The organism is Borrelia sp. RT5S (genome assembly GCF_021165755.1).
GTDB lineage: Bacteria > Spirochaetota > Spirochaetia > Borreliales > Borreliaceae > Borrelia.
In genome coordinates this window covers 483,556-496,559 of sequence record NZ_CP088936.1, presented here as the reverse complement: position 1 = coordinate 496,559, position 13,004 = coordinate 483,556, and the positions used below count along the sequence as shown (strand labels likewise).

11 protein-coding genes, 4 tRNA genes and 1 other RNA gene are annotated in these 13,004 nt (G+C 32.8%); 5 read left to right on the top strand and 11 right to left on the bottom strand.

From position 1 onward, the window contains the following. Position 1: 1 nt before the first annotated feature. The 4 genes from dnaX to LSO06_RS02375 form a co-directional block, all read right to left on the bottom strand. Positions 2 to 1,624, bottom strand: coding sequence for a DNA polymerase III subunit gamma/tau (dnaX, locus tag LSO06_RS02390; protein WP_231760477.1), 1,623 nt, complete (start codon positions 1,622 to 1,624; stop codon positions 2 to 4). A gap of 163 nt (positions 1,625 to 1,787) precedes the next feature. Then, positions 1,788 to 1,885, bottom strand: an RNA gene (gene ffs / locus LSO06_RS02385) — signal recognition particle sRNA small type. 2 nt (positions 1,886 to 1,887) lie between these two features. Next, a tRNA-Ser gene (locus LSO06_RS02380) sits at positions 1,888 to 1,974 on the bottom strand. Positions 1,975 to 1,989: 15 nt separating this feature from the next. Beyond that, positions 1,990 to 2,063: transfer RNA gene (locus tag LSO06_RS02375), tRNA-Arg, on the bottom strand. A 124-nt stretch (positions 2,064 to 2,187) separates the two neighbouring features. Between LSO06_RS02375 and LSO06_RS02370 the strand changes: the two genes are divergently transcribed. Further along, positions 2,188 to 2,880, top strand: coding sequence for an RsiV family protein (locus tag LSO06_RS02370; RefSeq protein WP_231760476.1), 693 nt, complete (start codon positions 2,188 to 2,190; stop codon positions 2,878 to 2,880). Positions 2,881 to 2,916: 36 nt separating this feature from the next. On the opposite strand, the gene LSO06_RS02365 is transcribed toward LSO06_RS02370, so the two are convergent. The 4 genes from LSO06_RS02365 to LSO06_RS02350 form a co-directional block, all read right to left on the bottom strand. Next, positions 2,917 to 3,003, bottom strand: a tRNA-Ser gene (locus tag LSO06_RS02365). 64 nt (positions 3,004 to 3,067) lie between these two features. After that, positions 3,068 to 3,156: transfer RNA gene (locus tag LSO06_RS02360), tRNA-Ser, on the bottom strand. Between the two features lie 63 nt (positions 3,157 to 3,219). Further along, a complete protein-coding gene (locus LSO06_RS02355) occupies positions 3,220 to 4,527 on the bottom strand; it encodes a tetratricopeptide repeat protein (RefSeq protein WP_231760475.1) in 1,308 nt (435 codons plus the stop codon). Further along, positions 4,520 to 6,037 (bottom strand): fibronectin type III domain-containing protein, encoded by a 1,518-nt coding sequence (locus tag LSO06_RS02350; RefSeq protein ID WP_231760474.1) that lies wholly within the window; start codon positions 6,035 to 6,037, stop codon positions 4,520 to 4,522. The genes LSO06_RS02355 and LSO06_RS02350 overlap by 8 nt, the downstream gene beginning before the upstream one ends. Before the next feature lie 120 nt (positions 6,038 to 6,157). Here LSO06_RS02350 and uvrC point away from each other — a divergent pair, with 120 nt between their 5' ends. Continuing rightward, the gene (gene uvrC, locus LSO06_RS02345; RefSeq protein ID WP_231760473.1) at positions 6,158 to 7,957 is read left to right on the top strand and encodes an excinuclease ABC subunit UvrC; all 1,800 of its coding nucleotides are present in this window, start codon (positions 6,158 to 6,160) and stop codon (positions 7,955 to 7,957) included. Between the two features lie 51 nt (positions 7,958 to 8,008). Here the strand turns inward: uvrC and LSO06_RS02340 are convergent, their stop codons facing one another. Further along, positions 8,009 to 8,689 carry a hypothetical protein gene (locus LSO06_RS02340; protein WP_231760472.1) on the bottom strand — a complete coding sequence of 227 codons (681 nt, stop codon included), beginning with the start codon at positions 8,687 to 8,689 and terminating at the stop codon, positions 8,009 to 8,011. Positions 8,690 to 8,721: 32 nt separating this feature from the next. Next, entirely contained in the window at positions 8,722 to 9,711 is a 990-nt protein-coding gene (holA, locus tag LSO06_RS02335) for a DNA polymerase III subunit delta (RefSeq protein WP_231760471.1), read from the bottom strand. 60 nt (positions 9,712 to 9,771) lie between these two features. Here holA and LSO06_RS02330 point away from each other — a divergent pair, with 60 nt between their 5' ends. Further along, entirely contained in the window at positions 9,772 to 10,935 is a 1,164-nt protein-coding gene (locus LSO06_RS02330; RefSeq protein WP_231760470.1) for a glycosyltransferase, read from the top strand. Here the strand turns inward: LSO06_RS02330 and LSO06_RS02325 are convergent. Continuing rightward, positions 10,919 to 11,785, bottom strand: coding sequence for a mechanosensitive ion channel family protein (locus tag LSO06_RS02325; RefSeq protein ID WP_231760469.1), 867 nt, complete (start codon positions 11,783 to 11,785; stop codon positions 10,919 to 10,921). The two genes, LSO06_RS02330 and LSO06_RS02325, sit on opposite strands and share 17 nt — an antisense overlap. Positions 11,786 to 11,887: 102 nt before the next feature. Here LSO06_RS02325 and LSO06_RS02320 point away from each other — a divergent pair, with 102 nt between their 5' ends. Both LSO06_RS02320 and LSO06_RS02315 read left to right on the top strand, forming a co-directional pair. Then, positions 11,888 to 12,472 (top strand): chromate transporter, encoded by a 585-nt coding sequence (locus tag LSO06_RS02320; protein WP_231760468.1) that lies wholly within the window; start codon positions 11,888 to 11,890, stop codon positions 12,470 to 12,472. Further along, on the top strand, positions 12,469 to 13,002 hold the full coding sequence (locus tag LSO06_RS02315) for a chromate transporter (protein WP_231760467.1): 534 nt from the start codon (positions 12,469 to 12,471) through the stop codon (positions 13,000 to 13,002). The genes LSO06_RS02320 and LSO06_RS02315 overlap by 4 nt, the downstream gene beginning before the upstream one ends. The last annotated feature ends 2 nt before the right edge of the window (positions 13,003 to 13,004 follow it).

Below are 13,004 nucleotides of genomic sequence, written 5' to 3'. Positions count from 1 at the left end.
CCTACTCCTTCACCTCAATTGCTCCAAAAATGTTTTTAATTCTCATCACCTCATTCTCAAATTCATCATCACTATTCTTAAAATGACCCTGAAACACAACCTCTAATTTGGGAAATTCCTTGCAAAATTCAGCCCTTATCTCACCTTGATAAGCCTGAAGCTGATTATACTCAAACAGACTAAAAACCTTATAATAAAGCACCCCATTCTCAATCAAAACCTCTCCCGAATACATTAAAGTTTGTACATACTTAGATACGAAATAGACAAACCTCTCCTTAATTTTATCACTCTCTTCTAACTTATTAAAGTCATCTTCCGTCTCTATGAAAATATCATCAATCGAATCAGAATCCAAACTTTCAGACGACTCCGCTTTAGATCTTAAAGAGACAGAATCACTTTTGTTTGACTCTTCTGTTGAGACAATGCTCTTTGCTTCCAAGTTTAAGTCAATATCAGCTATACTAAGCCCAACCTCACCACAAACCTTATCTTCAATGTTTTGTATTTGCTTAATTAAAACATGATTTGGTATATAATCCTTGAGTCTAACTATTTTAATAAAACTAATCTCAAGTTCATACCTAGGGTTTACCGAAAATTGTAAATCCCTATAGGCGTCAAGCAATATACTAATGCTCCTTTCAATGTGGTTTAAGTCAAACTCCAATAATTTTGCTTTTAAATACTCAGACTTAACTCCAATAAAAGCAAGATTTTTAATATCTAGTTTTAAAAACAATATTTCTCTAAAAAATTCAATTACATCAAGAAGAAACTGCTCACATGAAATTCCCGTCAAGAAAGTCTCATCTAGGATATGAATCAATTCCTTTAAATCTTCATCAAGAATACTTAATGCTAATTTTTCCAAAAATTCATCACTAGCTAATCCCATCTTAGATTTTATTTGTTCAAGTTTTATATCAGAATTACTAAAAGAAACAATTTGATCAAAAAGAGTATAAGAATCTCTTACACTCCCTCCGCTCTTGTACGCAATCCATTTCAGTGCTTCATCTTCGTATTTAATACCATCTTCAAGACAAATTCGCTTTAACATCTCATAAATCTTCTTTAAGGGTAAGAGTCGAAAGTTAAAATGTTGACATCTACTCTTTATTGTATCGGGAAGTTTATGTACTTCTGTAGTCGCAAAAACAAAAACAATATAACTAGGAGGCTCTTCAATTGTCTTTAAAAGAGCATTAAAAGCAGAGTTTGAAAGCATATGCACTTCATCAACAATGTAGATTCTATACTTCGAACTAGCAGGAGGAAACATTATTTCTTCCTTAATTTGCCTAACATCCTGTACAGAAGTATTTGAAGCGCCATCAATTTCAATAATATCGAGACTATTGTCATTATCAATGGACTTACAACTGGTACATACCCCGCAAGGAGTAATCGTAGATCCTGTTTTGCAATTCAAACACCTAGCAAAGGCCCTCGCAGAAGAAGTCTTCCCAACACCTCGTGGCCCTGAAAATATGTAAGCGTTAGCTATCTTATTGTTTTCTATTGAATGTTTTAAAGTCTCGGCAACAAAATCTTGTCCTTCAAGAGAATTAAAATCTCTAGGACGCCTCCTAATGGCAGTACCCCTTAAAGATATCATCTCATCTCTCCACACACAAACAAAATCTCAATTCAAAACCTAGATACAAAAACACAGTCCATCAAATAAAAAAGAGCACTCTTTAAACGACATAACGCACTGTCAATGCACCACAAAAGTACCAACCCCCAAGAAAGCCATTGTCCACTTACCCAAAGACAACTAAACCTAAGACGTACGCACTCACCAAGAAATCACTTACCGCTGCTACCTTCCAGTCCTGACGGGATTAGGCAATCCTTAATAGTGCGGGTCCTAGGAATCGGAAAGAATGGGATTCGAACCCATGATACACTTTCATGTATACACGCTTTCCAAGCGCGCGCCTTCAGCCACTCAGCCATCTCTCCAAACTCAGCAACTTCCGTGCCCAAGAGGACTTGAACCTCTGACCTTCAGAACCGCAATCTAACGCTCTATCCAGCTGAGCTATGGGCACAATAAATATTAGGTTTATTGTAATAAAAAACATTATTTATTACAATAAACTCAACTTGCAAAGCACGGTCAGATATCTTTAGGCTCAGGAGTTTAGGAACAATTATTTGCGAAAGGAGAAGCGGATGGCTATCAAGTTTTCAGCTATCATCACGACGATACTTTTGTTACTTACGTCATGCTCAAAATCAGAGGGGGATGCAGGGAAAGATGAAATCAGCATTGAAACAAAAATTATAAAAAAAACCGACACTTATCAAAATAACGATGTTTTTCACATAGATGCCCAGATTCCAATCATATTGGGGCTGGATCTTGGACTTGAAAACATTATAAAAGAATGGAAAGCCCACAAGAAGGCCGAAAATTTAGAGGAAAAAACTCCAAAAGAATCCAATCATGAATATTTTTACCATTCTGAATTTGAAATATTTGAAAATGAAGACCTCCAAGTCACATCTATTTTGTACTCACAGTACACAATAGAACAAGGGGCTGCAAATGGAATTACAACATACCATCCCATTAATCTGAGGGGAAATAAAATGATTCAAATATCAGACATAATTTCAAAAGATCAACTAGACTCTTTGATGCAAGTACTGAAAGAACAAGTTAAAAAAGAAGTTAAAGAGTTCAGTAAAGGCGACATTAACCAAAGCTTATCCAAAGACAGCTTCGAAGATACTTTTAAAAAAAACAAATACTACTTTAAAAACAATAATGTAATTTTCTTCTACGACCCACTTACAATAAGTGATCACGCAAGTGGAAAGATCGAATTTACATTCCCAGTTAACAAAAACACCGAGAACTAGATACCCAAGCCCAGTCTTGGGTATCTTATAACCAAACGGAGAGGGTGAGATTCGAACTCACGGTAGGTTTACACCTACGACGGTTTTCAAGACCGTAGCATTCAACCACTCTGCCACCTCTCCCAGATCACTACACATTTTATTAAATCAAAGAAATTCTTGTCAAGGTATTCAACAAGAGCCCCTACGGAGAGAATGGGATTCGAACCCATGGTCCCCTTTTAAAAGGACAACTTCTTAGCAGGAAGCCCCATTCGGCCACTCTGGCATCTCTCCTTACGTACTAATAAATAGTATATTAGACAAATAACATTGTCAACAAAAAGTAAAATGCTCACATTAACAATTAATTCTAAAATCTCTATAAGCACCAATTAAGTTCTTAATTTCTCTGACTGAAACATCAGTGTTAATGCTACCAAGCTCATTTAATAAAATCTCTCTAGTAATAGAAATCTCGTTACTGTTAACTCTAAGCTCAATGTGTTCATCTTTAACTTTCCAAATATAAGGACAAATCCTAATATCATAATCAAACACAAAAACAGGATCTTTTAAATTTAAGGAATTATCAACAAAAAACAAATATTCCGATACCCAATTCCCCTTTAAAAATATTGCCAACTCTTCTAAAAGTTCTTCGATCAAAACATCTTCCCTAGCCTCAAGTAACTTTAAAAATTCAGAGTAAGTTTCTGGCCTAAGTTCGCAAAGCTTTTTCATATAAAAATATGCGTCCTCAAGATCACGGTTCCTTAAGAAAAATAAAAAAGCATAAAAACAAACCAAGTCCATATCAGGATAATCTAGGACCATTCTCTCGATAGCTTTCCTAGGAGAAAAATTTAAGAGATCTACTGTAGCTATATGCATATTATATATTGTATAAATATTGGGAAAACTCAAGATAGCCCTTACGTAAGATTTAGTAGCTTGTGTCATATTCCCTATTTTATGCAAGACGGTGGCCCTATTATGCCAAATATATTTAGAATAACTAGAGTCCGTTAAAAACCTCTCAGAAAGCTCAACGGCACTGCCTATCTCCCCTATGACGTAGAGGTAGTATATCAAATAGTTAACAACAAGAGCAAGATTAGCTCCGCAAAAACTCTCCTCAATTTCTAAAGGCTTTACACCTTCAAATGCAAAGTTATTCTTTAAAAGCCATCCATTTAACTTAACAAGAGGATTATCTTTGTCTATATCCATGGCCCTAAGGAGGACATCTTTAGCTTCTTCTCTTCTGTTTAACATTTCAAGTAAAACAGCAACATTATTAACAGCTTGAATAAGACTAGAATTTTGTTCACTTGCTTTTAAAAAACAATCCAAAGAATTTTCATATTTTTTTTGTCCAAAATAAAAAACACCAAGATTATAATTTTCAAAATAACTTAATTCACCCACCTGCCCCTCAAATTTACCATAATTTAAAAGTTTAATTAAAAATCTACACTCACTTAAAACAGGATAAGTATCTAGAATATACAAAAGCGCCTTATAATCTTTAAGCCTAAAATAGATTAGAGCCTTAAGGGACAAAGAATCAAAATTATCATCAAAAACATCCAAATTCAGTAGAGCATTTTTAAAATCACTTTTCTTATACAGCTCTAATGCTTTCTCAAAGTCGCCATTATTCATATCTTTTAAATATCTCCATGGGTCTTACGGAAATTTCTTTTGAAAATGAAGTTTCATTTACTCTTTTGTCTAAACTATAAGAGGCAACACTAATATAATAAAGTCTTCCGTCCTCAAGACCTGTAATTTTGAAAGCAGTTTTATTGCCCACATCAATAGGAGACGAAAGAACGCCCCCAGATTTACCATGATAATTACCGGGGCTAATCCCGATATAAATATAATAACCCACAATATTGCTATTAATGACAGGAACCCATTCAATAAACACCTCTCCCGAACTTGGAACAGCTTTTGTTATAACAGGCGGGAAGGGAGCTGCTTCAGGTATATAAGTAAGCATCATGCTATAAAGAGCTGGGCTATCTAAAGGATTGCCATTTGGATAAAACTCAACCTTAAGTTGTATATATTTTGACACACTAGAACCAGGAAATCCTATCTTCGGGTCAAAATGAATCCAATCCCCCGTCAAATTCTTCTTGACCTCTCCACTCCCATCTGTCCCATAAAATACCTTATTATCTAACCTATAGTAATAAACGATCTCTGTATCTCTGGGCTTCATAGTGTCAAAATCAATAGAAAGAATTTGAGAATAATCCTTGGATAACCTTATTGGTTCGGTAACAATGTACCCCTTATTCCTTGAGAAGAAAGCATTACTTACTTCCTCAAAACTTTTATGAATTTCAAAATTTTCAATAGCTCCTGTAAAATATTGCCCCAAAGTAAAATCAATAAAATTACCAATACTTAACAAATAACCAGAACCTTCTCTTCTATCATTAGTAATATACTCTATAGCCTGTGGTCTAGAATCTATTAAATATTCAAGCAGCCCCTCCTTCTGCTTATACCTTATAGTATGTAAATGCCATTCTTTTGGAACAAAATCATCATCGCTTTTTATCTTAACCTTAACAGGGTCTCCTTTTTCATTCAAAAACACATTGTTAAAGCTCCAAACAAAAGTTCCTTCTTCACTCTCCAACCGAATAGCCTGGTCTAGCCAAGCACCCTTAATATTTTTATATCCATTCCAGCTCACAATCATTTCCCCGGTAACAGAAGTAGTGCGATACAACCAAAACTGAATTGTAAAATCGGAAATCACATTGCCTGAATAAAAAAAAGCCTTCCTAGTTACTGGCTTAAGCCTAAGAGTATTTCTACTTGAGTAAAAGATTAAAGAATTACCTGAGATGTTATGAAAAGAATTTGAAACCTTAGCATTACTTGAGTCAATAAAATAATTTAAAGAGGTATCCTTAAGAAGATTATCTTTCTCAATTTCCAATCGCAAATCAACGTTACTAACATCCAGGACGCCCCTATGTCTATCTAAATAAATTCCAAGAATGCCCCTACTATCCTTCTCAAAGCTAACATTATGATATTCCTGAATAAACTTAAAGCCATCTTTCGAATCAAGAATTAGCTTAAGCTCCTGCGAAAAAACGCCATGGATACACAAAAAAAATAGCACGAATGTAAAAATCAACCTCATTACAATAAACCTTCAGCTCCCCAAACACAGAAACAACACACTTAAAAATTGCCCGAACATGATATAATATTATATCATAAAAGCAGAAATGGTTATTTAAGCAAGCAACGGTGAGGCAGCATGATTGAACGTTTACAGGGCTTGTATCAGAGAGTACAGAGATTTCCGACTACCAGTGGGTGTTACAAAATGTACTCTGCAACTGGCAGGGTGTTGTACATTGGAAAAGCAAAAAATTTAAGAGCAAGAGTAAAGAGCTATTTTCTGGAAAGAATTGGACACAAAACAAAAATATTGATGAGAAATGTAGAAAGAATAGACATAATTACTACAAATAGTGAATATGAGGCTTTACTTTTAGAATGTAATTTGATAAAAGAGCACAGACCGGACTACAACATTAAGTTAAAAGATGATAAGGGATACCCTATGATAAGAATAACACGAGAAAAGTATCCAAGAGTCTTTAAAACTAGAAAAATAATAAATGATAGAAGTGAATATTTTGGTCCATACGTTAATGCAAAAAATTTGGATCTAGCACTAGACCTTATTAATAAAACGTTTAAAACTAGAAAATGCAAAAATAGATCAAACACTCCATGTCTTTACTTTCACATGGGCCAATGTCTTGGGGTGTGCTACAGAGATGATCTTGAAGAAGAATACGGAAAGGAAATAAACAAGATAAGATCAATACTAAATGGAAACATATCTGGACTTTTAGATGAAATTGAAAGAAAAATGAAAGATGTAATTCAAAAAGAAGATTTTGAACAAGCAATAAAATTAAAAGAAACTAAAAAATCGCTAATAGAACTAAATCAAACTCAAATAATTACAAAAATTAATAAGCTGAGTGCAGACTACGTATACATTTACAAGTCCGATATGCTAAATATTATTGTAATACTTAAATACAGAGACGGGAAATTAGTAGAAAAAGATATTAATTTTGACGAAAGCATATACGAAGAGGATGAACTAGTAGCAGAATTCTTAGTTCAATACTATACATCCATGAACATGATAGTACCCAACAAGATATACATTTTCAAAGATATTGAAACCACAAATATCACTAAACTGATAAGTGAACTTAAAAACACACAACCCGAGATTATTTACGAAGAATCTAGAAATACCATAAAAATAATGGAAATGGCAATTTCTAATGCAGAAATCGCGTTAAGAGAATATGAAAACGAGAAGCACAAAGCACTAGAAAATTTAAGAATTATTCTTGAAATGACAAAACTCCCAAAAACAATTGAAGGATTTGATATTTCCCATATTAATGGACACAAAACAGTAGCATCTTTGGTTACCTTTGCTATGGGAAAACCCTTTAAAGGCGGATATAGAGTTTATAAAATAAACTCATTAATCAATGGAGAAATTGATGATTTTAAGGCAATAAAAGAAGTTGTATCAAGAAGATATACAAAGCTAATCAATGAAAATTTAGAACTTCCTGACCTAATCTTAGTAGACGGGGGCAAAGGGCAATTAAATTCTGCTTATTCTGTATTAAAAGAATTAAAAATTGCAGATAAGGTACCTATTTGTGCGCTAGCAAAAAGAGAAGAAACAATATTTGTACCAAACAAGACGCAAGGCATTAATCTTGCAAGCGGAGACCCTGCTCTTAGAGTATTACAAAATGTTCGAGACGAAGCCCACAGGCGAGCAAACAAGTTTAATAGTAGACTACGCGGGAAGATAAAATTAAATTACAATGATATAGAGGGAATTGGTGAAAAATTTGCAAAAAATATTTTAAAAACACTTGGAACATACGAAGATATATTGCCTTTGACTGAAAATGAAATAGCTGAAAAGATGAATATTAATATCGATCTTGCAAAAAAAATAAAAAAATTTTCAGAAGAAAAACATTTACAAAATATGGACTTATAAAAATAAAACAATTTGTTCTTATAAAATTGCACACAGCGTTATCATTGTGAGTCAATCTGTCCTGATCCGTCCTTTCTTTAAGTCACCACCAGTGTTGTAGCTGTCTTGAGCATTTTGAGATATCCCAGGAGATAATTTTAAAAAAAGTTCATCAAGCACCTTATTCCTGCCAGATATGGTTAAAGCGTCACCTAGTAGATCTATTTTATACTCACCAGATTCTGTTTTTACTAGACTAAATGTGTGCAAAACTGAAACATAATCCAACTCATTTAAACTATTTACAACATCATTTATCACTTTATCAAACAGACTTTTACGTTCATGTGCTGAAAGATTTTTTATGCTTCCCAACTCTGGCTCCAATTCTTTAAGCCTATTTAGAAATTTTTCCATGCCGCTTTTAAATTTAATATTTTTAATTTCAACCTCAAACTTAAACGAATCTGCAACAATGGTTTTATCCTTAATTACATATTTCATATTATTAAAAAACAATGGGTAAAGAATGAAATCATCTCTTGCCTCTTTTGTAAGCCCAGCAATCCTTGCAGCCATATCATCATCATTGGCAATATTTAGAAACCCATAAAATCTCTCAGGATTATTTTGTAAATCTTTAACAGAATCTAAAAATTCTACCAACACAGCCCTCGCAGCTTCATGCTTTGATACACAAGAGATAAAAAAACACACGAATAAAGCCAAAAGCTTCAATTGCGAAAACCTCAAACCACACCCTTTCAATCTAGCACCAAAAATTATTAAAAATCATACTTAAATTTAGAAGAAAAATTACTAAGAATCGTCTCATCTCGTCTTAATAGTGCAAATACCATAAAATATGCTAAATTCAAATGTAAATTCTTACCATAAATTCTTGAATACAAATCAAACTTATGAAACGCTTTTAAAACAAATTTAATATCAAAATCTGAATAATTTTTAAGTCCCATCTTATAAATTCTCTCTAGTGAGGAAAATATTTTATGTTTCTTAAACACAACCGAAATGTTACCCGAATTTTGAAAATCTATCTTTATCTTTAAAAGCTTCCTAAATTGCCAACCAAGACTCATCAACACACTAACAAGATCTTCTCCTTGGTCTAGAATGGATTTAATCTTAATTAAAGAACCCTCCATATCCTTTTTTAAAATTGATTCAAACAAAGAAAAAGTGTTCTCCGGTCTTACATAGCTAATCCAAGAACTCACATCATGTTCATCAATAGTTTTATTCTTAATAATAAGAGAAAGAGAATTTACATAAAATTTCAAAATTTTAGTGTCTGAATCCAACATGAAAAGCATTAAATTTATGGCCTTGTCTGTGACCTTCACACCAAGCTCAAAAAAACTTTTCTTCACAAACAAAAACTTATCAGAATTAGACAACTCATAAAAAGTTTTCTTAATCAACTTCAAATGATTCTTGGGATCAAAGCTGACTGAATTTTCAGTAGACACAAAAATAACAATCTTATTTAAAGATTTTGCAATGGTACTATAAATTAACTCTAATTCCTTCTTGTTTTTTAAATTTTCAGCTTCATAAACGACAAAAACTTCCTTCTTAGTAAAAAAAGAATTAGTTAAAAGCAATTCAGAAAGCTCTACAGAAGACAAATCTGACAGAAAAACTTTATTCACAACCAAATCGCTATGCGAAGCACTAAACTTCCTTAAAATACCATCTAGATAAGCTTCCTTTAACCCCTGCTCTTTACCCAATAACAAGTAGACTTCTTGCATGTAAACAATATTATAATTCAACTGCCAAATATATTATACTTTAACTACTAGAGCAAAAACATGAGAATCGCAATATTTACAGATACATATCTTCCAGACAAAAACGGTGTAGCAACTTCTATAAAACAAATTAAAGAAGGTTTTGAAAAGAAAGGACATACTGTTTACATTTTTTGTCCGAATTCCAGAAGTGCACCTTTAGAAGAAAATAATGTTTACCGTTGTCTGTCAATCAAACTTAATCACAAGGTAGATGCTAGAATAGCTTTTCCAAATAAATCACGCATAAGAAAAATAATACGTGAATACCAACCTGAAATAATTCATACACACTCCGAATTTACTATGGGTAAGATTGGGAAAAAAATGGCTTTAGAACAAAATATCCCAATAGTACACACAAATCACACAATGTGGGATTTTTATCTACATTATTTAGGGATTTTAAAATATTTAACCAATCCAGACAAAATAATGAAAAAATTTTACTCTCAAGTACATCATTTCATCTATCCATCAATTAAGGCACGAGACAAATATTTCAAACTTGCAAAGCAATCCGATTACAAAATAATTCCAAATGGAGTTGACAGGGACCTTTTCATAAAACATCTAGATACAACAAAGCGAAAAGAAATTTTAAACAAACATGGAATATGCGAAAATGATAAAATCATAGTGTTTGTTGGTAGGTTAAATAAAGAGAAAAACATACACCTATTAATAAAACACTTAAGAAACCTTTTAGTTGACAACAAAAATTATAAATTAATTCTTATAGGAAAAGGCCGAGAAGAAAACGAGATAAGGCGTTTTAAACGAAAATTTGGTCTTGAAGGACAAATAATACTTATTGGAACAATTCCATGGGAAGAAATGTATTACTACTATAAGATCTCTGATGTCTTTGCAAGTTTATCAAAAAGCGAGGTGTATCCAATGACAGTAATTGAAGCTTTAACCGCTGGTACACCTGCTGTACTTATTAATGACGTAATATATAAAGACGTAATCTCACAAGGAAAAAATGGCTTCTTAATAGACAATTATGAGGATATACACAAATACATTAACGAGATAGTAGGAGATGAGGGGAAATTAAAGATTTTTCAAAAAAACACAGAAGACAGCTCCCTCTCCTTTTCAAGCTCGTTTTTCATAGAAAAAATCGAAGAGTACTACTGTGAAATAATTAAGAATTATACTACTAATACAGTTTGTTAAAATCGATAGTATGAATGGGGAATTTTATTCCCATATTGGCCAAAACGCACCTGATGTTTTCTGCTATGAAATACTGAAAATCCCAAAAAAATTCCGTATTTACAAAACATCTTATTTGCATGACTATGTAATAAGGAGTATAGCTTTCTACAACAACACTAGGATCTGCAATGCCGTACTGTTCCTTGTCCAATGAAAACACCAAATTTGCCATTTTACTTTTAAGTACGTCAATGTCTGTGTCATAAGGCACCTGAAAGCTTAAAGAAATCCTTCTTTTAGGTTTTGTGGAAAAATTAACAACCGATGTGTTTGTAAACTTACTATTTGGAACCTTTACAACCCTGCCATCCACAGTCTTGAGTGTAGTAAAAAATATCTGAACATCATCTACCTGTCCCTCAACATCATCGCATTTAATGTAGTCACCGATTTTAAAAAAATTAGAGTTTAGAACAATTAAACCACTGACAAAATTAGATAAAATTCCCTGAGCAGCAAGCCCGATTGCAATACTTAAAGATCCAAATATAGCAAAAATTGAAGTTGTGGAAAACCCAAGATAAGGCAAAATGATCAAAATTAAAACCATATCTAGCATTACTTTAAACAAAGACTTTAAAAAATTGAAAATAGTAGAATCTAGTTTTGTCTCCAACCTTGCTCTTTCTAAAGTTTTAAAAAATAACTTACTCAACTTCTTAATAAGAAACCTTAAGCAATACCATATAAAAACCGCTACAAGGATTTTAAACCCATAGCCTATTATTGTCTCAAGCATTCCATTAATATAGTTTTGAAAGACAAATATCTCCTTGAATACACTTGATGTTATTGGCTGACCACTCATAAGCCAGCAAATTATAGCATATAAAACAACGCAAAATAAAATTCTGCAACATGGTATAATTACACCCAATATGCCAACCATTAAATTTAAAGTAAGGGGCTTATGAAGGAACAAAAAGAGGAATCGTATGGTTTATTTAAGTTATTCTACCTCGTACTTAAAATAACGACACTAACTATTGGGGGGGGCTTGTTAATAATATCTGAACTGAGGAAAACAATTGTGAATAACAAAAAACTAATATCTGAAAGGGATTTCAATGAAATACTTGCCACATCCAATGTAGTCCCCGGAGTAACTGCCATAAATTTTGCATTCTTAATTGGGAAAAAGCTTAAGGGCTTTAGAGGAGCAATTTTATTAACTATTGCTGGAATCTTGCCTTCCATAATTGTAATCACAGTACTAGCACTCCACGTAACTTTAGATTCAAATAACATTTATTTAGAAAAATTTCTTGATGGTGCAAAAATATCCTCAACCATACTAATGTCAATGGTTATACTTGATTTCTCAAAAAAAATGCTGAAGAAATCAATAATCAAATGGATAATATGTTTAGGAATAACATACATGATACATAGATTCCGTATAGACATAACATACATACTAATAGTCTTCTTGTTCGCATGCTTTACAACATACACAGTAAAGAAGAGATTTTTGCAAAAAAAGGCACAAGCTTGACCTTAATAAATCTATTCATCACCTTCTTTAAAATAGGGATTCTAAATTTTGGTGGAGGGAATGGAATTACAGCAATAATTAATAAAGAAATAATTACTAATAAACAATGGATAACAAAGGAAGAATTTATCAATATTATTACAATATCTAGAATTACTCCTGGGCCAATTGCCACCAATATAGCAACATATGTGGGTGCAAAAATTGCCGGAGTTAGCGGTGCCGTCGTTGCCACAGTAGCTCTAATCACCGCACCGTTATTAATTATTACGCTTCTCACACTGGTACTACATAAGATAAGTTTCCTAAAGTATTATCTTGAAAGCTTAAGGCCTGTAATCATAGCATTGTGGTTGATTACCGTAGTTATTTTACTTGAAAGTATATTCTTAAAAATAGGCGATAGTAGCACAGAACTTTTAAAGAGCTTTTCACTTGCAGCACTAAATTTAATTGTTTTATTAGCTTACAAAAAAATTAGCTCTGCAATACTGATAATATCTAGTGGAATACTATATATTTTCATGTAGAG

What these genes read in the sequence shown, in the direction of transcription:
- dnaX (WP_231760477.1), bottom strand. Translation starts at nt 1,624, where the DNA reads ATGATATCTTTAAGGGGTACTGCCATTAGGAGGCGTCCTAGAGATTTT.
- LSO06_RS02370 (WP_231760476.1), top strand. Translation starts at nt 2,188, where the DNA reads ATGGCTATCAAGTTTTCAGCTATCATCACGACGATACTTTTGTTACTT.
- LSO06_RS02355 (WP_231760475.1), bottom strand. Translation starts at nt 4,527, where the DNA reads ATGAATAATGGCGACTTTGAGAAAGCATTAGAGCTGTATAAGAAAAGT.
- LSO06_RS02350 (WP_231760474.1), bottom strand. Translation starts at nt 6,037, where the DNA reads ATGAGGTTGATTTTTACATTCGTGCTATTTTTTTTGTGTATCCATGGC.
- uvrC (WP_231760473.1), top strand. Translation starts at nt 6,158, where the DNA reads ATGATTGAACGTTTACAGGGCTTGTATCAGAGAGTACAGAGATTTCCG.
- holA (WP_231760471.1), bottom strand. Translation starts at nt 9,711, where the DNA reads ATGCAAGAAGTCTACTTGTTATTGGGTAAAGAGCAGGGGTTAAAGGAA.
- LSO06_RS02330 (WP_231760470.1), top strand. Translation starts at nt 9,772, where the DNA reads ATGAGAATCGCAATATTTACAGATACATATCTTCCAGACAAAAACGGT.
- LSO06_RS02325 (WP_231760469.1), bottom strand. Translation starts at nt 11,785, where the DNA reads ATGAGTGGTCAGCCAATAACATCAAGTGTATTCAAGGAGATATTTGTC.
- LSO06_RS02320 (WP_231760468.1), top strand. Translation starts at nt 11,888, where the DNA reads ATGAAGGAACAAAAAGAGGAATCGTATGGTTTATTTAAGTTATTCTAC.